The sequence below is a fragment of the Mycobacterium sp. 94-17 genome (genome assembly GCF_035617725.1).
GTDB lineage: Bacteria > Actinomycetota > Actinomycetes > Mycobacteriales > Mycobacteriaceae > Mycobacterium.
In genome coordinates, this window is record NZ_JAPIYN010000006.1 from 1 (window position 1) to 23,047 (window position 23,047).

Genomic DNA, 23,047 nt, shown 5'->3' on the forward strand with positions numbered 1-23,047 from the left:
TCCCGGACCTACTACAACCGCAAGAGAACCGAAGGCAAAACCCACACCCAAGCCATCCTCGCCCTGGCCCGCCGACGCCTCAACGTCCTGTGGGCCGTGCTCCGCGACCACGCCGTCTACCAACCCGGGACCAAACCCGCGGCCGCTTGACAACGTCATTGAGAATCCTCCTCATCATCTGCAAACGCGCTCGAGACAGTCTCGCAAATACTTCGCTCTGATAGTTGAACAGCTAATCCAATGGCGAGCAATCACGACGGCCGCGCGCCGGCGAGTCAGCTGCGGCCCACATACGCCGCTCATCACCGCATCCTTCGCGTCACGTCGCTTTGGGCTGACTCCCACGCCGGATCGTCGCTTCCCGTCGCCAAACCTACGGTCGCGAGGTTTGCGCGGTCATTCCATCTGTCTCAGTCTGCGCAGCACATGCGGTGAGTTTGTATGCGACACAAAGCTTTTGGTGGCCTACAGACACTTCGGCGGCCTACAGACACTTCGGCGGCGCTGTAGGTGAGCTCCCTACTCGCGCCCACGTGATCGCCGGCCACATCCGTGACGGTTGCCCTACCGGCGGTCCAACTGCGGCCCCGCACCCGGATATGAAGGTGGGTCCTGCATCACGGGCGTTCGTTACACATCCCGCGTGGAAGGACCGGCACTCGGTCGCAGCGCTTCCAGTTCGGTGGCGTTGTCGTTGTCCATGTTGGTGAACCCGGTGGCCGCATGGTGTGCTTTGGTGCCGACGCCCGTGAGCGCTTCACTGTGATCCCGCAGGGTTTGCACGTGCTGCCCGTGCGCCGTCGACACCGCACCGTGAAAGGCGTCGGCCGCAGCGAAGTCTCCGAACATCCCCGAGGCCACGGTCCCTCCCGCGAGGTGATCAGCCCCCTCCTGGGCGTGTCCGCCCGCGCGGTGGGACTGGTTTCCGCCGGAGTGCAATAGCCCGGTGTCGACGAACATCAGCGCTCCTTTCGAGCGTCAACCAATGCTGAGCAGGCTAAATGCCGACCCGCGACGCGGTCAATTCACCCCAGCCCGCGCCTCAAAACCCATGGCCATCGGTGATCGAACGCGCCGGGCGATCCCATTCCGGATCGACGGTGACGGGCAGCTGGACGCCGATTTGCGGCAACGAGACCGTCCCCCATGGGGTGCGCAACTGGAGAGGCAGGGCGATGCGCGCGGCGGCGCGGTCGGGGGCCAGCATGCCTTCTCCGGCCAGACGATCACCATGCCCGGTGACGATCTCGGTCATGTTGTGTAGCGATTCGCTGCCCACGTCGTAGTAGTGCGAGTGGTCGGTGAACCACGGCATGACGCTGTGCGAACCGGCGACTTCGGCGTGGAACCGCAGCGCGCCAAAGCCCGCGTGGGCGGGATCGCTGCCCAGCCCGGCCACTGGACCCAGCGGTTGGTCCAGTGCCGCGTTCAGGCCGTTCGGGAGGACGCTGCCCGAGTCCCCGATCCAGCTGATCGCATCGGTTGAAGCCGCACCCACATACAGCCTGCCGCCGTCGAGATGGAAGTCTGCGGCGCTGCACGCCAAGTCGGTTCCCGGGCAACCGGTTAGCACGGCATCGTTGGCGCGCATGCCACTGTTGGCGAAGGCGTCGGCGACGGTCGTGGACCCATAGGAATGCCCGAGGACGGTCACGTGCATCTGCATCGACGGATCATGTGTGGCGCCAAGGCCGTTGACGTCGGCGGCCAGCAGCGCACCGGCCTGTCGCGCCCGCCAGGGGGTGCCGACCTGTTCCAGCGTGGCCGGGTCGGTGACAGCCTGCTGCCAGTGCGGGGAATCGAATTCGGGCGCGTCATAACCCATCCAGGCCACCACCGAGGTCGAGTGGCGGGGGTCGGCCTTCATCGCCTGCCCGTAGAGGTTGATCGCATCGTCCGGCCCGTCGGACATCCACCCGCCCCGCACACTGCTGTTGGTGCCGGGCACGATGACCGCCGTGTTGCGGGATCTGTCCGGATTGCCGATCGCGATGGCTGCCCTGCCTTTGCCGTTGAAGGCCAACGGTTCGTAGGCCCACAGCATGACGGGGAGCCCGTCGGATACGTCGGGCCCTTTGTCGCGCTCGAGGAAGTCGTTGGTCTTCACCGCGTTCTGGTATCGAACGATGTCGGTGGCGCACAGCCCGTAATCGCCCGGGTTGGTGAACACATCCGCATCTCGATTGTTGAAGGCGCTTTGCCGAAGCGCCGCGGGATCCAGCCCGCGCCGGCGGGCGGCATCCTCGACCCTGCGCAGGTCGGATTTCATCGCTGCCTGATTCACCGAATCACGCGTGTCGGCCGGTACGCCGTTGAGGTTGCCCAACTCGTTTGGGTGCTGGTCGATCAGCATACGTTTTTGGTTGGTGCCCAACGAATCCCACCACCGCTTGACGTCTCGTGGGCCGCTGTCATCCCGCGGAATCGACAACTCGTCGACGCCTTGGATCTCCGCCGGGTCCGCCCCATCCACGCGCAGGTTCCCTGACGCGGCCGCAAGCATCGCCGAATAACGGTCGCGGATCTGTCGCACTACGAAGACGATTGCGTTCGTTTCGCTAACCGCGTCCCCGCGCAGATCGGCGATCGCGCAGGGGTCGTTATCGGCAAGGGCATCGCAAAGCTCGTCGTCAATATCCTCGAGGTCGTACTCCAGCGCGGACAGATACCAGGCGGAGGCCCGTTGTGCCTCGGCCAACGCGGCGGCGATGTTCTCCAAATCGATTGCGATCTTGGGCAATTGCTCGGCCTGCAGGCCCAGCGACAAGGTCACGCGCCGCACCTCGCCGGCGTCGTTGATCGGATGTTCGCCGTGCTGGTGATTCCACGAGGCCTCGAACCGGCGGCGGGCAGCTTCGAACGCGACGCCGGCCTCCAGCGTGCTCGCCCCGGCATCACGAAAGGCCTGCGCCAGAGCTGAGATCTGCGCCGGGCGACCCGCTTGCAGGCTGGCGTCGGCCGCCCAGGGATCACCACCGGCCTCGGCGACGAGGAACGGAATGCTCAGATGGCGCAGTTGCATCGCGTCGCGTCCGCGGCCCAATGCGCGTTACGTCAGCGGGCCCTCGTCACAGCGCGCTCGCGCCATCGGCGAGACCGTCGCCGTCGGAGTCGCTCAGCCGGACGTTCCACTTGCCGTCACCGTCGGTGTCGACGTAACCGGTTACGCCGTTGTCGTCAGATCGCACGACGCGGTCGGCCAGCCCGTTGCCATCGGTATCGACGAGGCGGGCGTCGGCGCGCCCGTGACCGTCGAAGTCGACCAGCGGGCCGCCGGTGTGCTCGACACCATCGAGACCGAACCAACGCAGTTGACCACCGCGATCCATCGCCACCGCCCACGTCCCGGATCCGTCGTCGGTGAAGTACGCCTCGGGGTGGCCGTCGTTGTCGAGGTCAAGCACGGCGTGATCGACGAGGCCATCGCCGTCTAAGTCCGCGAGCGCGTCGTCACGCAAACCGTCGTGGTCGAAATCCAGCCCGATCGATTCGAAGCGACCGTCGCCGTCCAAGTCGAGGTCGGGTTGCCCGTGCCAAAAGGCGGTCGCGCCGTCATCGCCGGCCATGCAGTAGTCCATGCGTATTCGGACGCGTGGACACCGCTAGCCGTTCCCCCGAGATTGCCACCACGCCAACAGTTCCGCGGTCGCCTCGTCATCGCTGAGCGGTCCGCGCTCCAGCCGCAGCTCCTTCAAAAACCGCCACGCCTCGCCCACTTGCGGGCCGGCCGGAATGCCAAGCAACTCCATGATCTGGTTGCCGTCCAAATCGGGTCGCACCCGTGCCAAATCCTCTTGGGCGGCCAGCTCGGCGATCCGCGTCTCGAGCCGGTCATAACTGGCCTGCAATCGCGCGGCCCGGCGCTTGTTGCGCGTCGTGCAGTCGGCCCGCACCAGTTTGTGCAACCTGGGCAGCAGCGGGCCGGCGTCGGTGACGTAACGGCGCACCGCCGAATCGGTCCATTTACCGTCGCCGTAGCCGTGAAAGCGTAGATGCAGAAACACCAATTGCGAGATGTCCTCAACCATCTGCTTGGAATACTTCAGCGCCCGCAACCGCTTTCGCACCATCTTGGCACCGACGACCTCGTGGTGGTGAAAACTCACACCGCCGTTGGCCTCGTGGCGCCGAGTCGCGGGCTTGCCGATGTCATGCAGCAGTGCGGCCCAACGCAACACCAGGTCCGGGCTGTTGTCCTCCAAGGCGATCGCCTGGCGCAGCACGGTCAGTGAGTGCTGGTAGACGTCCTTGTGTTGGTGGTGTTCGTCGATGGCCATCTGCATGCCACCGATCTCGGGCAGCACCACCTCGCCCATGCCGGTCTGCACCAGCAGATCGATGCCTGCGGTCGGGTCGTCGCCGAGCACGAGCTTGTCCAGTTCGGCGGCCACCCGTTCGGCGCTGATCCGAGACAGCTGCGGCGCCATCTGCGCTATCGCCTCCCGCACGCGCGGCGCGACGGTGAAACCCAGTTGGGAGACGAACCTCGCCGCGCGCAGCATCCGCAATGGATCGTCTCCGAACGAAACCTCTGGCGCGGCAGGGGTGTCCAACACGCAATCACGCAGCGCCGCCAAACCGCCCAGCGGATCGAGAAATTCGCCCGGCCCCTCCGAGGTGATGCGGACGGCCATCGCGTTGACCGTGAAATCGCGCCGCACCAGATCGTCCTCCAGGCGATCGCCGAAGCGCACCTCCGGATTTCGTGACACCTGGTCATAGCTGTCGGCGCGAAAAGTGGTGATCTCCAGACGATGTTCGCCCTTGCCGATGCCGACGGTCCCGAATGCGATCCCGGTGTCCCACAGGTTGTCTGCCCACCGCCGCAGGATTTGCTGAACCTGCTCGGGGCGTGCGTCGGTGGTGAAATCCAGGTCGGGACTCAACCTGCCCAACGACGCATCCCGGACCGACCCGCCGACGAGGTACAACTCGTGGCCCGCGGCGTCGAACGCGGAGCCCAGTTCGGCCAGCATGGGCGCATGCCGATTCAGAGCGACCGCGGCGGCGGTCAGCAGGTCGGCATCCTGGGCGGCATCGGGCACGTTCGATCAGCCTAGTCGGCCGAGGTCGAAAAGCCCGTGTGAGGAGGCTCGCACGTCATCCAAGGTGAATTGACCGCGGGCCACACGCCAGTAGCGTTGCGCGCGACAGGGAGGGTGAACGGCCGGGTGCAGCTCCAATACATCAGCAAGGCGGCGCTGATCATGCTCGCGGGTGGCGACCCGTGGAAGATCAACGACACCGTGCAGCGTGGCTGCCCTGCCCAGATCTCGAACCTCGCGAAAGCGTTTCATGACGCGGGACGCTCTACGGGGGAAGCGGAAGCCGCTTTCACCCGGGCACGGATCCGCTTCGAGAAGGCCTGGGCCCATGAGGACAGCGACAATCCGATCAACGACTCGGCCGAGGTGCGGCGGGCCACCACCTCGCTCGGTGTGCAAGCCGCACAGTTGCCCAAGATCGGGGCCGACCTGGAGACCATCGCGGCGGCACTGGCCGAGGCGCGGCGCTTCGGCAGAGGCGAGATCGCCAAGCTGGAGGGACAGCTGCAAGCCCTCGACGATCAAATCGGTGAGGCCGTCAAGCTGGAGAAAGACCCTCAGCTCACCGCGTTGGAACGGCTGCTGCTCGACCAGTACATCGACGGGCTCGAGAAGCATGCGCTCGATGACACCAAGGCGTCGGTCAAAACGCTGGACCGAATTCGTGATCTGTACTCAAGGCAGCTGCAAGCTTCGATGGCTAACCTGCGCAAGGAGGACGGGTACGCACCCGCAATCCAAGCCTTCGAGGGCGACCTTCCAGAAGCTCGCCTGCCGAGCGATGAGCAGCGCCTGCACAACCAGATCGAGGTATTCAGACAGGCCTTCGGTCGCGAACCGACGTCTGCAGCCGATTGGGACACTGCGGCAGCTCTGGATCCACAGACCTACGACCCCAAGTTCAACGGCGCCAAATCGCAGGTCCGAGTCGTAAATATTCGTCCAGTGCCCGGGCAGGGAGTGGTCCGCGTCTCGCAGTGGATCGAACAACGTGATGTGACCAGCTTCCCACCCTGGAAGCGAGACCTCGGGAACAACCGGACAGCCAATCTCAATTTCGACCCGGAAGACACCAAGGTCACCACGTACATCGACTACGAAAATGGAATCGTCATCTTAAGGCAGAATCCTTCTGTCGAGGAGAACTCGAGAGGCGGACCAGGCCAGGTGAAGGTAGGAATTCCTAAGGGCAACGTCACTCAACTTGCCGACGGATCGGTCCGGATCAAGTACGACGCCGGCAATCCTTTCGCACCAGGCATAACGGGCGATCCCCATGGCCCGTTTTCAGGTCATACAGTGACGGTCAATGGCGACCTTGTTTTCACGCCCGGGCAAGGAGGTGTGCAAGTTAACGGAACGCGCACCGACTACCCGTCCTTGGAGGTGTATCAGGATTTGCCAAACGGCAGCACTCGCACAGTGCTCATCGACCCCGCCCAGTCGGGTCGATCTTGGGGGCCAGCATTCAACTTGCCCGGCCACCATGATGTAGGTCCCCTGGGGGGCAGAGGCTTCGCGCCGTTTGACACGGGTGGGTGGAGCCCTAAGTACGACGTGCCGGTTCCTCTGCCCGCCACCGACTTTGGCCCCGTTACCGCGATGCCTACCGTGCCCTCCTTGCCCACGAGTAGTGCAGTTCCAGCATGATGCCGAACAATCGAGAGCGGCGGCAGATGCGGGCATATCTTCGGTTTCCTAACTTGGACGAACGCGCTTGGCGCACCGCGACGTGGTCCGCGCCGTTCGTCGTGCAGATTGTCCTTGGGTTGCTGCTCATTACGATGTGGCTGCTGGGCAAGGCCTTCACGACGGAGAGCGGGTCCTCAGAACGCACCTGGATGCTCACCGCCACTGCAATCACCACGCTGGTGTCTCTTACGTTCGGCGCCGAACTTATGCAGTCACCGTCGCCGCGCAATCGCGGTCTGGGCCTGAGCGTCGCGGCATCATCCGCTGTCGTCCTCGCCGGCGCCGGCATTTTCGCCTACCTGAATTTGCGCTGAAAGGTCTTGTGGTGACTGGCGAACCAACGCTCAACGGATCAAAACCCCTCTACGGCCCGATCACTTTTCTGGTCGCCGTACTGCATCTATTCGTCGTTGAGGTCGCCACATGGCTCCTCATGCCGTACTCGATCGTGGTTGTGCTTCCGGTAGTCCTCGTCTACATGGCGATCTCGGCGCTTGTTCTACGGGCTCCGGGCAGATGGGGCCAGGTCGGGCGCGGAATGATGATCGGCAGCCTGTCCGGGCCGCTCTCTTTCCTGATCTTCATTCCCGCTTTTATCGTCGCCCAGGCCATCGGCCCCATCTGACGGTGCGCATTCCTGCGTGACGTTGCGGGCTCACCCGGCGGCGAGCATCTCTAGGAGAACAAGCGGTGCCAGCTACTATCGCTTGGGTGTCGGACGGCGAACAAGGCAAACCACGTCGGCGCCGGGGCCGGCGCCGGGGCCGGGGCGCCGCGAAGTCGTCCGAGAAACAGGCCACACACCAACCGACCGGCGACTCGAAAGCCACCAGATCGCGCCGATCGGGTGCGTCTCGCCACGAGTCTGATCAGCTGCGGACTGTCCACGAAACCTCGGCCGGCGGGCTGGTCATCGACGGTCTCGACGGGCCACGCGAGTCGCAGGTCGCCGCGTTGATCGGGCGCACCGACCGCCGCGGCCGCATGTTGTGGTCGCTGCCCAAGGGACACATCGAACTGGGTGAGACCGCCGAGCAGACCGCTATTAGAGAGGTGGCCGAGGAGACCGGCGTCCGCGGCAGTGTGCTGGCCGCGCTGGGCCGCATCGACTATTGGTTCGTCACCGACGGCCGGCGCGTGCACAAGACCGTGCACCACTATCTAATGCGTTTCTCCGGCGGCGAGTTGTCCGACGAGGATCTCGAAGTCACTGAGGTGGCCTGGGTGCCGATGGGCGAATTGCCGTCCCGGCTGGCCTACGCCGACGAACGCCGGCTGGCCCGCGTGGCCGACGAGCTGATCGACAGGCTGCAGAGCGACGGCCCGGCCTCGCTTCCCCCGCTGCCGCCCAGTTCGCCGCGGCGCCGTCCGCAGACCCATTCGCGGACCCGACATGCTGAGAAACCGGCCACCGGTCGGAAGAACGGCCACGGACCGGGGCCGTGACAGCCGTGCGTGTGCGTCGGGCCGGCCTGGTGCGTGTCGCCGCCGTGCTCGCCATCGTGGCCGGACTCGCGCTGCTCACCGGCCCGGTGATGCCGCGCGCGGCGGCGGGCGAGCCCGGGGTGACGCCGTTTGTCCGGGTCCGCATCGATCAAGTCACTCCGGACGTGGTCACCACGACCAGTCCGCCCGTCGTGACCGTCAGCGGCATGGTGAGCAACATCGGCGACCGTCCGGTCCGCGACGTCATGGTCCGCCTCGAGCACGCCGGCGCGGTCATCGCTTCCGCGGGTTTGCGCACCACCCTCGACGGCGACACCGATGGTTATCAGGCCGCCGCGGATTTCCTCACGGTGGCGCCCGAACTGCAGCGGGGACAAGAAGTCAGCTTCACGCTGTCGGCCCCACTGCGCGCATTGACCAAGCCGTCGCTGGGAGTGGAGAAGCCCGGCATCTACCCCGTCCTGGTCAACGTCAACGGCACACCGGACTACGGCGCACCCGCCCGGCTGGACAACGCGCGGTTCCTGCTGCCTGTGGTGGGCGTGCCGCCCGACCGCGCCGACGACATCGGATCCACCGTCGCACCCGACACCTCCAAACCGGTGTCGATCACCATGCTCTGGCCCCTGGCCGACCGGCCCAGGCTGGCGCCCGGCGTGCCGGGGGGAACCATCCCGGTGCGCCTGGTCGACGACGACCTGGCAACCTCCTTGGCCGGCGGCGGCCGGCTCGACATCCTGCTGGCCTCGGCCGAAGTCGCCACCAGTCACGACGTCGACCCCGACGGCGCCATCAGCCGCGCGCTCTGTCTGGCGATCGACCCGGACCTCCTGGTCACCGTCAACGCGATGACCGCCGGTTACGTCGTGTCCAACTCGCCCGACGGCCCCGCGCAACTGCCCGGCACCCCCACCCACCCCGGCGGCGGACAGGCCGCCGCGACCGGGTGGCTGAACCGTCTGCGCGCCCTGGCGCACCGCACCTGCGTAGCCCCCCTCCCTTACGCCCAAGCCGACCTCGATGCGGTGCAGCGCGTCAACGATCCCGGCCTGAGCGCCATCGCCACCACGAGCGCCAACGGGATCATCGACAAGATCCTGGACGTCTCCTCCGTCCGCGGCGCCACGCTGCTGCCCGACGGTCCGCTGACCGACCGCACGGTCAAGCTGCTCAGCGCGAACGACAACACGGTCGCGGTCGCCGCCGCCGACCTCTCGGCCGGCGAGGCGCAGGGATCCTCCGAGGCCGGGGTCGACACCGCCCCCCGGCGGCTGTCGCCCCAGGTCATGGTCGCGCCCTTCGATCCCGCCGTCGGCGCCGCGCTGGCCGGAGCCGGTGCCTCCCCCGAGGCGCCGACGTACCTGGACCCCTCCCTGACGGTCCGGCTGGGACACGATTCGGTGACCGCGCGCCGGCAGGACGCCCTGGGCTCGATCTTCTGGCATGCGCTCCGCACCGACGAGCCACGCACCCAGATCCTCGTCCCGCCGTCGACGTGGGACCTGCAGGCCGACGACGCCCAAGTCATCCTGACCGCGCTGAGCACCACCATCCGCTCGGGTCTGGCGGTGCCGCGCCCGCTGCCGGTCGTGGTCGCCGACGCCAACCAGGCCGGACAGGCCCGCACCGAACCGGCGGAAGAGGTCGGCGACTACAGCTCCGCACGCGGCCAGTTCAGCGACGACGTCGCCGCCGGCATCGCCGGGCAGGTCGGCCGGCTGTGGGGGCTGACGTCGTCGCTGATGACCGACGACCGCACCGGGCTGACCGGCGTCCAGTACACCGCCCCCCTGCGCGAGGACATGCTGCGCGCGCTGAGCCAGTCCGAACCGCCCGACACCCGCAACGGGCTGGCCCAGCTGCGCCTGGCGGTGGTCGGCAAGACGGTCAACGATTTGTTCGGCGCCGTGACGATCGTCAACCCGGGCGGCTCTTACACGCTGGCCACCGAGCACAGCCCGCTGCCGCTGGCCCTGCACAACGGCCTGTCCGTGCCGATTCGCGTGCGGCTGCATTTCGACGCCCCGCCCGGGATGAATGTCACCGACATCGGTCAGATCGAACTGCCGCCGGGCTACCTGCCGCTGCGCATCCCGGTCGAAGTGAACTTCACCCAGCGCGTCGCCGTCGACGCGACGCTGCGGACCCCGGACGGTCTGCGGCTGGGCGACCCGGTGCGGTTATCGGTGCATTCCAACGCCTACGGCAAGGTCCTGTTCGCCATCACGCTGTCCGCCGCGGCGGTCCTGTTCCTGCTGGCGGGCCGGCGGCTGTGGCACCGGTTCCGAGGCCAGCCCGACCGCGCCGACCTGGACCGCCCCGACCCACCCGGCGCCCGGCACACCGTCGATGCCGATGACCGGGTCGAACAAAAGCACGTCGAGCAAAAGCACCGAGTATGAGCCCCGCCTACCGGCAGGCCCAACCACACCACCGCCTGCCCGAGCCGCGGCAGTCACAGGCGCCCGGCTCACCGCCGACCGGCCCGCTGCCGCCCGTGGCCGCCGAGATCGATCGCCGGCGCCCCGAGCTGTCCGACTCCGCGCTGGTATCGCGGTCGTGGGCGATGGCCTTCGCCACGTTGGTCAGCCGCCTCACCGGCTTCGCCCGGATCGTGCTGCTCGCCGCGATTTTGGGCGCCGCGCTGTCCAGCGCGTTCTCGGTGGCCAACCAGCTGCCCAACCTGGTGGCCGCGCTGGTGCTGGAGGCGACGTTCACCGCGATCTTCGTGCCGGTGCTGGCGCGCGCCGAGCAGAGTGACCCCGACGGCGGCACGGCCTTCGTGCGGCGCCTGGTCACGCTGACCACCGCACTGTTGATCGTCGCCACCGTGCTGTCGGTCGCGGCCGCCCCGCTGCTGGTGCGCCTGATGCTGGGCCGCAGCCCGCAAGTCAACGAGCCGTTGACCATCGCCTTCGCCTACCTGCTACTCCCCCAGGTCCTGGCCTACGGCCTGACGTCGGTGTTCATGGCGATCCTGAACACCCGCAACGTGTTCGGGCCCACGGCGTGGGCGCCGGTGGTCAACAACGTCGTCGCGCTCGTCACGCTGGCGGTCTACGCGCTGGTGCCCGGCGAGCTGTCGGTCGATCCGGTCCGGATGGGCAACGCCAAGCTGCTGGTACTCGCCGTCGGCACCACGCTGGGCGTGTTCGCCCAGACCGGGCTGCTGCTGGTGGCATTGCGTCGCCAGCACGTCGACCTGCGCCCCCTATGGGGAATCGACCAGCGCCTCAAGCGCTTCGGCACCATGGCCGCCGCCATGGTGCTCTACGTGCTGATCAGCCAGCTCGGCCTGGTGGTCGGCAACCAGATCGCCAGCACCGCGGCGGCGTCGGGCCCAGCGATCTACAACTACACCTGGCTGGTCCTGATGCTGCCGTTCGGCATGATCGGCGTGACCGTGCTGACCGTGGTGATGCCCCGCCTGAGCCGCAACGCGGCCGCCGACGACACCGCGGCCGTGCTCGGGGACCTGTCGCTGGCCACCCGGCTGACGTTGATCACGCTGATCCCGATCGTGGCGTTCATGACCGTCGGCGGTCCCGCGATGGGCAGCGCCCTGTTCGCCTACGGCCATTTCGGAAACGTCGACGCCGGATACCTCGGCGCCGCGATCACCCTGTCGGCCTTCACGCTGATCCCCTACGGGCTGGTGCTCTTGCAACTGCGGGTGTTCTACGCACGCGAACAGCCGTGGACGCCGATCGTCATCATCCTGGTGATCACCGCGGTCAAGATCCTCGGCTCCGTGCTGGCGCCACACCTGACCGACGACCCCAAGCTGGTGGCGGGCTTTCTGGGGCTCGCGAACGGCGTGGGCTTTCTCGCTGGCGCCGTCATCGGCTACGTCCTGCTGCGCCGCACGCTGCTGCCGGCCGGCGGCCACCTGATCGGCGTCGGCGAGGTCCGCACGATCCTGGTGACGCTCACCGCATCCATGCTGGCCGGATTGATCGCCCACGTGGCCGACCGGCTGCTCGGGCTGGACGGGCTTACCGAGCACGGCGCGCCCGGTTCGCTGCTCCGCCTGCTCGTGTTGGGGCTGATCATGCTGCCGATCACGGCCGCGGTCATGCTGCGCGCGCAGGTCCCCGAGGCGCGCGCGGCGCTGGAGGCCCTCCGGTACCGCGTCACAGGTCGCGGACCGCGTCCGCGCAAACCGAGTCCACCCGATCGATCGTCTCGGCGGCACCCGTTCACGTACCCTGAGCAGAGGAATTCGGCCCCGCCTGGGGTAAATGCGGTCCAGGAGCCGATCCGGCGCAAGCCACCGGAGCGGGCAAACCGAGCCCGGCTAGTGAAAGGACCGGAGGTGACCGACCGCCCCATGGAGAGCCCAGCCCCCAGCGCTGGGCCTGGCGCGGGCTCCGATGCTGCGCGGCCGGTCGCCGACGACTTTCAGCCTGACATCCCCGCCGAGGAACCGAAGCGCCCCGCCCAGCATGCGTCCGACCAGGCGAATGGCGATGTCCGCGGCGATTCCCGGCACGCTCACACCCCGTTCGACGCGCCGCGCGACCGGTCGGCGAATGCCGCCGGAGACGACGTGCACCTTGTCCCCGGCGCGCGCATCGCCGGCGGCCGGTACCGCCTGCTGGTGTTCCACGGCGGCGCTCCGCCCCTGCAGTTCTGGCAGGCGCTGGACACCGCCCTGGACCGGCAGGTGGCGCTGACCTTCGTCGACCCGGACGGCGCCCTGCCCGACGAGGTCCTCCAGGAGATTCTGTCCCGCACCCTGCGGCTCAGCCGCATCGACAAACCCGGCATCGCCCGGGTGCTCGACGTGGTGCACACCGGCTCCGGCGGCCTGGTGGTCTCGGAGTGGATCCGCGGCGGCTCGCTGCAGGAGGTGGCCGACACCGCACCCTCACCGGTGGGCGCCGTGCGGGCCATGCAGTCGCTGGCTGCCGCCGCCGACGCGGCCCACCGCGCCGGCGTCGCCCTGTCGATCGACCACCCCAGCCGGGTGCGGGTCAGCATCGAGGGTGACGTCGTGCTGGCCTACCCGGCGACCATGCCCGACGCCGGCCCGCACGACGACATCCGCGGCATCGGCGCCGCGCTCTACGCCTTGCTGGTCAACCGGTGGCCCATCGTGGAGAGCGGGGTGCGCAGCGGGCTCGCGCCGGCCGAACGCGACTCCGCGGGCAACCCCGTCGAACCCATGTCCGTCGACCGCGACATCCCCTTCCAGATCTCCGCGGTTGCCGTCCGAGCGGTCCAGGATGACGGCGGAATACGCAGTGCCTCAACGCTTTTGAACCTGCTCCAGCAGGCTACCGCGGTCGCCGACCGCACCGAGGTGCTCGGCCCGATCGACGATTCACCCGCCCGATCGACTGCCCTGATCTCGCCCGGGCAGGAGCAGGCGGCCTTCGCCCGGCGCCGACGCAACGTGCTGATCGGGGTGGGCGCCGGCCTCGCCGTCATCGTGGTGGCACTGCTGGTGCTGGCGTCGATCGTCAGCAAGATCTTCGGCGACGTCGGCGGGGGCCTCAACAAGGACGAGCTCGGACTGAACGGCCCCTCCTCGTCGTCGTCCGCGTCGGCGGCATCCAGCGCCCCACCCACGGCCGCGGGCAGCGTGGTCAAACCCACCAAGGCGACGGTCTTCTCCCCCGACGGCGACGCCGACAACCCGGGCACGGCGGGGCAGGCCATCGACGGCGATCCCTCGACGGCCTGGGCGACCGAGGTCTACACCGACGCCGTCCCCTTCCCCAGTTTCAAGCAGGGCGAGGGGCTGATCCTGCAGCTGCCGAGCCCCACCGTAGTCGGCCAAGTCGCCATCGACACCCCGAGCAGCGACACCAAAGTCGAGATCCGCGCGGCCTCCTCGGCGACGCCGTCCAGCCTCAGCGACACCACCGTGCTGGCCCCGGCTTTCACGCTGAAGCCCGGCCACAACGTGATCCCGGTCCGGTCCGGCGCGCCGACCTCGAATCTGCTGGTGTGGATCTCCACCTTGGGAACCACCAACGGCAAGAGCCAGGCCGGCTTCTCGGAGATCACGATCCAGGCCGCGTCCTGATCGCGGCCGATTTCGCGCACTCACACACCGCGTCCCAAGTGAAGTGCCGCGGCATACGCGATTGGTTAATGTCCCGGCCGTGGGCTTCGGGAGAAACGCCAGGCACGAGCGCAGCGACGCCGAGCTGCTGGCAGCCCACGTCGCCGGCGACCGGCATGCCTTCGGCGAGCTGTTCGGTCGTCACCGGCGGCACCTGCACCGGCTCGCCCGACTCACCACCCGCACCCCCGAGGATGCCGAAGACGCGCTGCAGGACGCCATGCTCTCCGCGCACCGCGGCGCCGGCGCGTTCCGGCACGACGCCGCCGTCGGCAGCTGGCTGCACCGCATCGTCGTCAACGCCTGCCTGGACCGCCTGCGCCGCACCAAAGCTCACCCGACGGTGCCGCTGGAAGACATCTATCCGGTGGCCGATCGCACGGCTCAGGTCGAGACCGCGTTGGCGGTGCAGCGCGCCCTGATGCGGCTTCCCGTCGAGCAGCGCGCCGCCGTGGTTGCCGTCGACATGCAGGGTTACTCAGTGGCCGACACCGCCCGACTTCTCGGCGTCGCCGAGGGGACGGTCAAGAGCCGCTGTGCGCGGGGCCGGGTCCGGCTCGCCCAGCTGCTGGGCTACCTCAACACCGGCGCGCACGCGCTGCCCGACGCCGCCGCCGGCCAGGCCTGACCCACCGACGCTCGGCCGCCCCACCGCGCCGTGCGTGGCCATCGGCGCGCGCATGACGGACACTGGGTCCGATGAATGCAGCGGACGACGACGCGGCGGGTGACCGCGGCGCGGGATCTGATCCGCCGCTGACCGTCGAACTGCTCGCGGACCTGCAGGCCGGCATCCTCGACGACGAGGCCGCCGCCCGCCTCCGCAGCCGAGTCCGCGGCGACCCGCAGGCTGCCGCCGTGCTGGGCGCGTTGAACCGGGTTCGCCGCGACGTCGCCGCCTCCGGCGCCGATCCGGACACCGCACCCGAACCGCCGTCTCAGGTGACGAACCGGATTTCCGCGGCGCTGCGCTCGGCGGACGCGGCCCCCGGCGATGGGGGCGGGCCGGCCGGGCACTCCGCCCGCCCGCGCATCGGCCGGGCCCGGGTCGTCGCGGCGGCCGCCGGCCTGTGCGCCGTGGTCTCCGCGATCGGTTTCGGCACCGTCGCGCTGTTGCACGCTCCCGAGCCCGTCCCGGACACCCCCGGCGACATCCAGCACATCACGGTGTCGACACCGCCGATGGAGATCCCGCTGTCGCCGCGCGAGATCCTCCGCCTGCTCGAGCGCAGCCCCGACTACGGGTCGCTGAGCGACCCCGGGCGGCGCGCCTCCTGCCTCACCGGGCTCGGCTACGCGGCGTCCACGCCGGTCCTGGGGGCGCGCCCGGTCGACATCAACGCCCGCCCCGGGATCGTTGTGGTGCTTCCCGGCGATGGTCCGCACACGCTGGCCGTCTACGCCGTCTCGCCGAATTGCTCGGCCGCCGATACCGGGTTGCTGGCCAACACGCAGGTCCCCCGCCCCTAATGTGGTGCCATGGGTGGTGCGACACACCCGGGAACAGCCATGCCTACGCTGGCGTTTACACAGATCCAGACGAATCGCTTGAAAGGTTTTCATGACCGCCCACACTGTGCATGACGTGATCGTTATCGGCTCGGGTCCTGCCGGGTATACCGCGGCGTTGTATGCGGCGCGGGCGCAGTTGGCGCCGGTGGTGTTTGAGGGGACGTCGTTTGGTGGGGCGTTGATGACGACGACCGAGGTGGAGAATTTCCCGGGCTTTCGTGACGGGATCACGGGTCCGGAGTTGATGGACGAGATGCGTGAGCAGGCCTTGCGCTTTGGTGCCGATCTGCGGATGGAGGATGTGGAGTCGGTGTCGCTGCAGGGTCGGGTCAAGACCGTGACCACGGCTGAAGGGCAGACGCTTTCCGCGCGCGCGGTGATCTTGGCGATGGGCGCTGCGGCGCGGTATCTGGGAGTGCCCGGCGAGCAGGAGTTGCTCGGTCGCGGGGTGTCGTCGTGTGCGACCTGTGACGGCTTCTTTTTCAAGGACCAGGACATCGCGGTGATCGGCGGTGGCGACTCGGCGATGGAGGAGGCCACGTTTTTGACGCGGTTCGCGCGCAGCGTGACCCTGGTGCATCGCCGGGCGGAGTTTCGCGCCTCGCGGATCATGCTGGACCGCGCCCGCGCCAACGACAAGATCACCATCCTGACCAACAAGGCTGTCGAGGCGGTCGAGGGTGAGGCCACGGTGACGGGGCTGCGGCTGCGCGACACGCGCAGCGGTCAGGTGACCACACTGCCGGTCACGGGGGTATTCGTGGCCATCGGCCATGACCCGCGCTCGGAGTTGGTGCGTGAGGTCCTCGACACCGATGCCGCGGGGTATGTCCTGGTGCGCGGGCGCACCACGGCCACCTCGATCGATGGGGTCTTCGCCGCCGGGGACTTGGTGGACCGCACCTATCGTCAGGCCATCACCGCCGCGGGCAGCGGCTGCTCGGCCGCCATCGACGCCGAACGCTGGCTCGCCGACCACGAGGAGTCCAGCACGGCCGCACAAGGCGACGCCACCGAATTTCCGGGCAGTAACGACACATTGATTGGAGCGCCAAAATGACCGACGCCGAAAAAGCCGGTGCCACAATAGAAGTCTCCGACGCGTCATTTTCCACCGACGTGCTGTCCAGCAATAAGCCTGTCCTGGTTGACTTTTGGGCTACCTGGTGCGGCCCCTGCAAGATGGTGGCGCCGGTGCTCGAGGAGATCGCCAGCGAGCGGGGCGAACAGCTGACGGTCGCCAAGCTCGACGTGGACGCCAACCCCGAAACCGCGCAGAACTTCCAGGTGGTCTCCATTCCCACCCTGATCCTGTTCAAAGACGGGCAGCCGGTGAAGCGCATCGTCGGCGCGAAGGGTAAGGCATCGTTGCTGCGTGAGCTCTCGGACGCCGTTCCGGGGCTTGGCTGATCCTCATTTGATTCGTCGCACCACGCCCCGCGCATAGCCTGGGGTTTTCCGGAATTTGCGAACCGTCTGCGACAATACGGTGAGCTGTTGCCCGATCTGAGCGTGTTAATTAGTCCCGGAGGGCCCTTGGTATGTCGAGTCCGCGCCGTGAATACGGCGACGCGCTGCGCTGTGGTGACCGCAGCGCAGCCGTGACCGAGATCCGGGCGACGCTGGCCACCCTGGGCCTGCTGGACAGCTCCGAGGACGATCTCAACACCGGGCAGCACGTCGCCCCCGATTTCTTCGATGCCGAACTCGACCAAGCGGTCCGCGCCTTTCAACAGCATCGCGGCTTGCTGGTGGACGGCATCGTCGGCGAGGCGACCTACCGGGCGCTCAAGGAGGCGTCGTACCGGCTCGGCGCCCGCACGCTCTATCACCAATTCGGGGCCCCGCTGTTCGGCGACGACGTCGCGACGCTGCAGGCCCGGCTGCAGGATCTCGGCTTCTATACCGGACTGGTCGACGGGTATTTCGGGTTGCAGACCCACAACGCGTTGATGTCGTACCAGCGCGAGTATGGGCTCTCCGCCGACGGTATCTGCGGCCCGGAAACGTTGCGCTCCTTCCATTTCCTGAGCTCACGGGTCAGCGGTGGATCGCCCCACGCGATCCGCGAGGAGGAGCTGGTCCGCTCGTCCGGTCCCAAATTGTCGGGCAAGCGGATCATCATCGATCCGGGCCGCGGCGGCGCGGACCACGGCGCGATCATGCAGGGCCCGTCGGGACCCGTCAGTGAAGCAGATGTGTTGTGGGACTTGGCCAGCCGCTTGGAAGGCCGGATGGCCGCGATCGGCATGGAGACCTTTCTGTCGCGACCGGTCAACCGCAGTCCGCTCGATGCCGAGCGCGCCGCCACAGCGAACAACGTCGGCGCCGACCTGATGATCAGCCTGCGCTGCGAGAGTCAGGTCAGTGCCGCCGCCAGCGGGGTGGCGTCCTTTCACTTCGGCAACTCGCACGGTTCGGTCTCCACCATCGGGCGCAATCTGGCCGACTTCATCCAGCGAGAAGTGGTGGCCCGCACCGGTTTACGGGATTGCCGCACACATGGACGGACGTGGGATCTGCTGCGCCTGACCCGGATGCCGACGGTCCAGGTGGACGTCGGCTACATCACCAACCCGCGGGACCGCTCGCTGCTGGTCTCGACGCAGACCCGCGACGCCGTCGCCGAAGGAATCCTCGCCGCGGTCAAGCGGCTTTATCTGTTGGGCAAGAACGACCGCCCAACGGGCACATTCACTTTCGCCGAGTTGCTGGCCCACGAACTGTCGGTGGAGCGCGCGAGCCACCTCGGCGGTCCCTAGCCGCCGCTAATCGCCCGGGGTGGTTGCCGGCACGTTCGCTGTCGTGGACCCGGCGCCCGCGGCCGTGGAGCCGGCGCCCACCGGCTGCTCCAGGTGTGCGTTCTCCAGCAGGCGCTCCAGCGCCGCCTCCACTTCCGCCTTCCACCCGAGGCCCTTGTCCAGTTCGAGCCGCAGCCTCGGGAAGTACGTATGTGGCGCTACCACAACGAATCCCGCGTCCTTCAAGAATTCGGCGTCCATGACACAGTGGTCCACCGAGCAGTCGCCGATGGCTTCCAGCACCGGTCGCACGTCCGGGCCGACCAGGCGCGGATCCTGCAATTCCGACGCCGCCGGGGTGCGGCCGAACGCTTCGAGCGCGCGCACACCGCGGCGCACCAGCTCGTCGATGACCCGGCCGATCAAGCCGCGGGGCAGGTCGTCGGCGGCCGGCCCGGGTTCGATGCCCATCGACGTCAGCAGCACCGCGTCCGCGGACACCGGACCAGTCGGGAACCGCTGCGCGCGCGGCACCGCCCGCGGCGGGGCATAGAACACGTAGCCCAGGCACGGGGGTTCGGCCTGGCTCCGCTCATCCGGGATCGCGGTCGCGACTTGCCCGCACGATCCCCACTCCAGCATCACCATCGACAGCCACGCCTCTTTTTCGAACTCGGGGTCGGCGAGGTGGTCCTGATTACCCAGGGTCGCCGGGTCGACCTCCCAGAAGACGCACCGGCGTGCGTGCTTGGGAAGCTGCTCGAATGCCTCGAGCCGTAGCGGCATGATTCGAGCGGACACTAGCCTCCTGGCTCCTGTGCGGTACTGCAGCCATCTGGACCGGCAACCCCTCCAGGATAGGAGAGGTGGTCGTGATCGGGCCAGCTTTGGCCGGGCCACGGCGATTGGCGCGCCCCTCCGGCCGGCGTCGTGCGGCCGGAGCCCGCGGCTTGGTGAAAGTTGTTGATGCGCATGCTCTTTCGGGTGCCGGGGGATTCGCTCATGCGGACTTGCCGTAAAAATCGGCCCCGGCGTCACAGTGACGTAATTACACGGTGTCCCTGTTCATGCCTTGGGCGGGGACATGACGTCGATGATCCGCTGTAAATCGTCCACCGAGCCGAACTCGACCACGATCTTGCCCTTGCGCTTGCCCAGGCTGACCGTGACACGGGTGTCGAAGGCGGTCGAGAGGCGGTCGGCCACGTCTTGCAGGCCCGGCATCTGGATCGGCTTGCGCCGCGGTGCGGTCGGGGTGGCCGCATCGCTCCGGTTGGCCAGCGTGACGGCTTCCTCGGTCGCCCGCACCGAGAGTCCCTCCGCGACGATCCGGGTTGCCAGCTCCTCCTGGGCCTCCGGGCCGGCCTCCAGCGACAGCAGGGCGCGGGCGTGGCCCGCGGAGAGCACTCCGGCGGCCACCCGCCGCTGCACTGCGATCGGCAGCTTGAGCAACCGGATCATGTTGGTGATCAACGGCCGCGACCGGCCGATGCGCGCCGCCAGTTCATCGTGGGTGACGCCGAACTCGTCGAGCAGCTGTTGGTAGGCGGCCGCTTCTTCCAACGGGTTCAGCTGCACCCGGTGGATGTTTTCCAACAGAGCGTCGCGCAGCAGGTCGTCGTCGCCGGTCTCGCGGACGATGGCCGGGATCGTCGCCAGTCCCGCCTCTTGAGCCGCGCGCCAGCGCCGCTCCCCCATCACGATTTGGTAGCGGGCGCCGCTGGTCGAATCCTTGACGGCGCGCACCACGATCGGCTGCAAGAGGCCGAACTCGCGGATGGAGTGCACCAGCTCCGACAGGGCTTCCTCGTCGAAGACCTGCCGGGGCTGGCGCGGGTTGCGTTCGATGTCGGCCGGCGCGATCTCGCGATAGACGGCTCCCATCGCGGCGGCGTCCTGTGGGGCGGGTCCTCCGATCAGGACGTCGGCGGCGGCGTCGCCCATCCGCGGGCCCAGCGTCGCAGGACCGGAGTCGCCCTCGGCGGGACCGGTCGGAATCAGGGAAGCCAGGCCCCGGCCGAGGCCACCCTTCTTACGTAACGGCTGCGTCATGGTCGTCCCTTCGCGGATGGTGGTCAATCGCGCTCGGCGAGTTCTCGGCTCGCGTCGAGATAGCTCATCGCCCCTCGTGACCCGGGGTCGTAATCGATGATGGTCATGCTGTAGCCCGGCGCCTCGGACACCTTGACGCTGCGCGGGATCACCGTGCGCAACACCTTGCTTCCGAAGTATCGGCGCACCTCTTCGGCGACCTGGTCCGCGAGTTTGGTGCGGCCGTCGTACATGGTCAGCACCACGGTCGTCACCTCGAGCTTCGGATTGAGGTGGGCCTTCACCATCTCGATGTTGCGCATCAGTTGCGACACACCCTCGAGGGCGTAGTACTCGCACTGGATCGGGATCATCACCTCCGGTGCGGCGACGAGCGCGTTGATGGTCAGCAGGCCGAGCGAGGGCGGGCAGTCGATGAAGACGCAGTCGAAGTCGAGGTTGTCGAGGTCGGCCAGCGCGGTGCGCAGCCGGTTCTCGCGCGCCACCATGCTGACCAATTCGATCTCGGCGCCCGCCAGGTCGATGGTCGCCGGGATGCAGAACAGGCGCTGGTTGTGTGGGCTCTGGCGGAGCGCGTCGTGCACGGCTACCTCGCCGAGCAGGACCTCGTACGACGAGGGTGTCCCCGACTGCCTGTCGGTGATCCCGAGCGCCGTGCTCGCATTGCCCTGCGGGTCGAGATCGATGACGAGCGTCCTGAGTCCCTGTAGCGCGAGGGCGGCCGCGAGGTTGACGGCGGTGGTTGTCTTGCCGACCCCACCCTTCTGGTTGGCGACGGTGAAGACCCGGCGATGGGACGGCCGGCGCAGCGGCGGGTAGGTCGTGTGCAGTACCCGCATCGCGCGTTCGGCCGCGGCGCCGATCGGGGTGTCGAATTCGTCCGTTGTTTCACGTGAAACATTCGCCGATGGACTCGACTCACCCGGCGCCGGGGCGACCGGCGGGGGCGCCGAACCGTCCCGATTTCCCGGAGCGGCGGCGGCCGCGCCGACCTGGTGGACGTCTGCCGGCGCTTGCGGAGCTACCGGCGAATCGCCTGAAGAAGTCATCGGGTTCCGGCCTTCCCGCTCCGTGCCTGCTTGTGGTGCGGCGAGTTTCCGCGTCGCGCTGAAACTACGGTTGCGGGGGGACGCAAATAGTTCGCGCCACATGTCACCACCCTGACATCAGCGGCGCCGGATGCTGCCATCACACGCCGGTATCGGTCAACTTCATCGGAGGCCCGCTCCCCCTTGATGGCGAGCATCCGCCCGGCGGGCCGCAGCAACGGCAAGCTCCACTTCGTCAGCTTGTCCAACGACGCAACCGCTCGCGACACCGCAGCATCCCTCTCCCCGAACCGGTTGCGCACCCCGGGTTCCTCCGCCCGGCCACGGACCACCTCGACGGCTAACCCTAGTTCGTTCACGACCTCGTTGAGAAATTCGCTGCGCCGCAACAGCGGCTCGAGCAGAACGACCTCGAGATCCGGCCGCGCGATCGCCAGCGGGATCCCGGGCAGGCCTGCTCCGCTGCCGATGTCGACGATGCGTTCGCCACGGTCGAGCAGTTCGGCCAGCGCCGCGCTATTGAGTATGTGACGGTTCCAGATGCGGTCCACCTCCCGCGGGCCGAGCAGTCCGCGCTCCACGCCGGCGGTCGCGAGAATTTGGGCATACCGCTCTGCCGCTTCGCGTCGATCGCCGAAGATGGCGACCACGGCCTCCACCGCACTATCGCCACCGGCGCCCTCTCTCGATGGACCCGGCGCGGCACCGGCGGGACCGACATGTTTCACGTGAAACATTCGCGGGTGGGAGCGCGCACTTTCAACCTTCGGGGGCCGGGAGGACGGGAACTACACCGCTGTAACTCGGTCAGTCGCGCAGGACAACGACGCGGCGCGCGGGCTCGACGCCCTCGCTCTCGCTGTGCACCCCGGGCACCGCGGCGACGGCATCGTGCACGATCTTGCGCTCGAACGGCGTCATCGGGGACAGCTCTTCGCGTTCACCGGATTCGAGCACCCGGCGCGCGACCTTGTCGCCCAGCGCCGCCAGCTCCTCCCGGCGCCGCCGGCGCCAGCTCGCGATGTCTAGCATCAACCGGCTACGCACCCCGGTCTTCTGGTGCACCGCGAGCCGGGTGAGTTCCTGCAGCGCGTCGAGCACCTCGCCGCCGCGTCCCACCAACTTGTTCAAGTCGTCGCTGCCATCGATGCTCACGATGGCGCGGCTGCCCTCGACGTCCAGGTCGATGTCACCGTCAAAGTCCAACAGGTCCAACAACTCTTCGAGGTAATCGCCGGCTATCTCGCCCTCGGCGACCAACCGGTCCTCCAGGTCATCGGTTTCCTCCGCACCGGATTCCGCACCGGATTCCGTGGCGTCCGATCGTGTGTCGAGCTCCGCGTCAACGTCGCGCTCGGTGGTCTCGGCGTCTGTCATGTCTTCTCTCCCTCGTTCCATGGGCCCCGGCCCAGTTGGGGTCGCCGTGTTGGGGGCGGC

At 68.0% G+C, this 23,047-nt stretch carries 20 protein-coding genes and 1 pseudogene; 12 read left to right on the plus strand and 9 right to left on the minus strand.

Going from position 1 to position 23,047, the window contains the following annotated elements:
• A pseudogene (locus OQ789_RS08995) lies at positions 1–150 on the plus strand (IS110 family transposase); the annotation flags it as partial.
• A gap of 480 nt (positions 151–630) precedes the next feature.
• Here the strand turns inward: OQ789_RS08995 and OQ789_RS09000 are convergent.
• The 4 genes from OQ789_RS09000 to OQ789_RS09015 all read right to left on the minus strand — a co-directional run bounded on the left by OQ789_RS09000 (position 631) and on the right by OQ789_RS09015 (position 5,045).
• Positions 631–960 (minus strand): DUF2563 family protein, encoded by a 330-nt coding sequence (locus OQ789_RS09000; protein WP_324685093.1) that lies wholly within the window; start codon positions 958–960, stop codon positions 631–633.
• A gap of 82 nt (positions 961–1,042) precedes the next feature.
• The gene (locus OQ789_RS09005; RefSeq protein WP_324685094.1) at positions 1,043–3,022 is read right to left on the minus strand and encodes an alpha/beta hydrolase; all 1,980 of its coding nucleotides are present in this window, start codon (positions 3,020–3,022) and stop codon (positions 1,043–1,045) included.
• 46 nt (positions 3,023–3,068) lie between these two features.
• The gene (locus OQ789_RS09010; RefSeq protein WP_324685096.1) at positions 3,069–3,578 is read right to left on the minus strand and encodes a pullulanase; all 510 of its coding nucleotides are present in this window, start codon (positions 3,576–3,578) and stop codon (positions 3,069–3,071) included.
• Positions 3,579–3,602: 24 nt separating this feature from the next.
• On the minus strand, positions 3,603–5,045 hold the full coding sequence (locus tag OQ789_RS09015) for a CCA tRNA nucleotidyltransferase (RefSeq protein ID WP_324685097.1): 1,443 nt from the start codon (positions 5,043–5,045) through the stop codon (positions 3,603–3,605).
• 126 nt (positions 5,046–5,171) lie between these two features.
• Here OQ789_RS09015 and OQ789_RS09020 point away from each other — a divergent pair, with 126 nt between their 5' ends.
• The 11 genes from OQ789_RS09020 to OQ789_RS09070 all read left to right on the plus strand — a co-directional run bounded on the left by OQ789_RS09020 (position 5,172) and on the right by OQ789_RS09070 (position 18,530).
• Positions 5,172–6,695, plus strand: a complete 1,524-nt coding sequence (locus OQ789_RS09020; protein WP_324685099.1) for a hypothetical protein — start codon at positions 5,172–5,174, stop codon at positions 6,693–6,695.
• A complete protein-coding gene (locus tag OQ789_RS09025) occupies positions 6,692–7,051 on the plus strand; it encodes a hypothetical protein (RefSeq protein WP_324685101.1) in 360 nt (119 codons plus the stop codon). The genes OQ789_RS09020 and OQ789_RS09025 overlap by 4 nt, the downstream gene beginning before the upstream one ends.
• A gap of 119 nt (positions 7,052–7,170) precedes the next feature.
• Positions 7,171–7,362 (plus strand): hypothetical protein, encoded by a 192-nt coding sequence (locus tag OQ789_RS09030; RefSeq protein WP_324685430.1) that lies wholly within the window; start codon positions 7,171–7,173, stop codon positions 7,360–7,362.
• 86 nt (positions 7,363–7,448) lie between these two features.
• Positions 7,449–8,183, plus strand: a complete 735-nt coding sequence (locus OQ789_RS09035; RefSeq protein WP_324685102.1) for an NUDIX hydrolase — start codon at positions 7,449–7,451, stop codon at positions 8,181–8,183.
• The gene (locus OQ789_RS09040; RefSeq protein ID WP_324685104.1) at positions 8,180–10,585 is read left to right on the plus strand and encodes a hypothetical protein; all 2,406 of its coding nucleotides are present in this window, start codon (positions 8,180–8,182) and stop codon (positions 10,583–10,585) included. The genes OQ789_RS09035 and OQ789_RS09040 overlap by 4 nt, the downstream gene beginning before the upstream one ends.
• Entirely contained in the window at positions 10,582–14,217 is a 3,636-nt protein-coding gene (locus OQ789_RS09045; protein ID WP_324685105.1) for a lipid II flippase MurJ, read from the plus strand. Before OQ789_RS09040 ends, OQ789_RS09045 begins: the two co-directional genes overlap by 4 nt.
• A gap of 79 nt (positions 14,218–14,296) precedes the next feature.
• The gene (gene sigM, locus OQ789_RS09050) at positions 14,297–14,884 is read left to right on the plus strand and encodes an RNA polymerase sigma factor SigM (protein WP_324685106.1); all 588 of its coding nucleotides are present in this window, start codon (positions 14,297–14,299) and stop codon (positions 14,882–14,884) included.
• 71 nt (positions 14,885–14,955) lie between these two features.
• Positions 14,956–15,726: a hypothetical protein gene (locus OQ789_RS09055; RefSeq protein ID WP_324685108.1), complete on the plus strand. Its 771-nt coding sequence runs from the start codon at positions 14,956–14,958 to the stop codon at positions 15,724–15,726.
• A 91-nt stretch (positions 15,727–15,817) separates the two neighbouring features.
• Positions 15,818–16,828 (plus strand): thioredoxin-disulfide reductase, encoded by a 1,011-nt coding sequence (gene trxB / locus OQ789_RS09060; RefSeq protein ID WP_324685109.1) that lies wholly within the window; start codon positions 15,818–15,820, stop codon positions 16,826–16,828.
• Complete coding sequence (trxA, locus tag OQ789_RS09065) at positions 16,825–17,178, plus strand: thioredoxin (protein WP_324685110.1); 354 nt, start codon at positions 16,825–16,827, stop codon at positions 17,176–17,178. Before trxB ends, trxA begins: the two co-directional genes overlap by 4 nt.
• Positions 17,179–17,309: 131 nt before the next feature.
• A complete protein-coding gene (locus tag OQ789_RS09070; RefSeq protein ID WP_324685112.1) occupies positions 17,310–18,530 on the plus strand; it encodes an N-acetylmuramoyl-L-alanine amidase in 1,221 nt (406 codons plus the stop codon).
• A 6-nt stretch (positions 18,531–18,536) separates the two neighbouring features.
• On the opposite strand, the gene OQ789_RS09075 is transcribed toward OQ789_RS09070, so the two are convergent.
• The 5 genes from OQ789_RS09075 to OQ789_RS09095 form a co-directional block, all read right to left on the minus strand.
• Positions 18,537–19,310, minus strand: a complete 774-nt coding sequence (locus OQ789_RS09075) for an acetyltransferase (RefSeq protein WP_324685113.1) — start codon at positions 19,308–19,310, stop codon at positions 18,537–18,539.
• Between the two features lie 264 nt (positions 19,311–19,574).
• Complete coding sequence (locus tag OQ789_RS09080; RefSeq protein WP_324685115.1) at positions 19,575–20,561, minus strand: ParB/RepB/Spo0J family partition protein; 987 nt, start codon at positions 20,559–20,561, stop codon at positions 19,575–19,577.
• Positions 20,562–20,584: 23 nt separating this feature from the next.
• Positions 20,585–21,610 carry a ParA family protein gene (locus OQ789_RS09085; protein WP_324685117.1) on the minus strand — a complete coding sequence of 342 codons (1,026 nt, stop codon included), beginning with the start codon at positions 21,608–21,610 and terminating at the stop codon, positions 20,585–20,587.
• Positions 21,607–22,347, minus strand: coding sequence for a 16S rRNA (guanine(527)-N(7))-methyltransferase RsmG (rsmG, locus tag OQ789_RS09090; protein WP_324685119.1), 741 nt, complete (start codon positions 22,345–22,347; stop codon positions 21,607–21,609). Before rsmG ends, OQ789_RS09085 begins: the two co-directional genes overlap by 4 nt.
• A gap of 70 nt (positions 22,348–22,417) precedes the next feature.
• Positions 22,418–22,987, minus strand: coding sequence for a protein jag (locus OQ789_RS09095; RefSeq protein ID WP_324685121.1), 570 nt, complete (start codon positions 22,985–22,987; stop codon positions 22,418–22,420).
• Between the last annotated feature and the right edge of the window lie 60 nt (positions 22,988–23,047).

What these genes read in the sequence shown, in the direction of transcription:
- OQ789_RS09045 (WP_324685105.1), top strand. Translation starts at nt 10,582, where the DNA reads ATGAGCCCCGCCTACCGGCAGGCCCAACCACACCACCGCCTGCCCGAG.
- OQ789_RS09095 (WP_324685121.1), bottom strand. Translation starts at nt 22,987, where the DNA reads ATGACAGACGCCGAGACCACCGAGCGCGACGTTGACGCGGAGCTCGAC.
- trxB (WP_324685109.1), top strand. Translation starts at nt 15,818, where the DNA reads ATGACCGCCCACACTGTGCATGACGTGATCGTTATCGGCTCGGGTCCT.
- OQ789_RS09005 (WP_324685094.1), bottom strand. Translation starts at nt 3,022, where the DNA reads ATGCAACTGCGCCATCTGAGCATTCCGTTCCTCGTCGCCGAGGCCGGT.
- OQ789_RS09055 (WP_324685108.1), top strand. Translation starts at nt 14,956, where the DNA reads ATGAATGCAGCGGACGACGACGCGGCGGGTGACCGCGGCGCGGGATCT.
- OQ789_RS09025 (WP_324685101.1), top strand. Translation starts at nt 6,692, where the DNA reads ATGATGCCGAACAATCGAGAGCGGCGGCAGATGCGGGCATATCTTCGG.
- OQ789_RS09010 (WP_324685096.1), bottom strand. Translation starts at nt 3,578, where the DNA reads ATGGACTACTGCATGGCCGGCGATGACGGCGCGACCGCCTTTTGGCAC.
- OQ789_RS09085 (WP_324685117.1), bottom strand. Translation starts at nt 21,610, where the DNA reads ATGACTTCTTCAGGCGATTCGCCGGTAGCTCCGCAAGCGCCGGCAGAC.
- OQ789_RS09030 (WP_324685430.1), top strand. Translation starts at nt 7,171, where the DNA reads ATGCCGTACTCGATCGTGGTTGTGCTTCCGGTAGTCCTCGTCTACATG.
- OQ789_RS09000 (WP_324685093.1), bottom strand. Translation starts at nt 960, where the DNA reads ATGTTCGTCGACACCGGGCTATTGCACTCCGGCGGAAACCAGTCCCAC.
- trxA (WP_324685110.1), top strand. Translation starts at nt 16,825, where the DNA reads ATGACCGACGCCGAAAAAGCCGGTGCCACAATAGAAGTCTCCGACGCG.
- OQ789_RS09080 (WP_324685115.1), bottom strand. Translation starts at nt 20,561, where the DNA reads ATGACGCAGCCGTTACGTAAGAAGGGTGGCCTCGGCCGGGGCCTGGCT.
- OQ789_RS09070 (WP_324685112.1), top strand. Translation starts at nt 17,310, where the DNA reads ATGTCGAGTCCGCGCCGTGAATACGGCGACGCGCTGCGCTGTGGTGAC.
- rsmG (WP_324685119.1), bottom strand. Translation starts at nt 22,347, where the DNA reads ATGTTTCACGTGAAACATGTCGGTCCCGCCGGTGCCGCGCCGGGTCCA.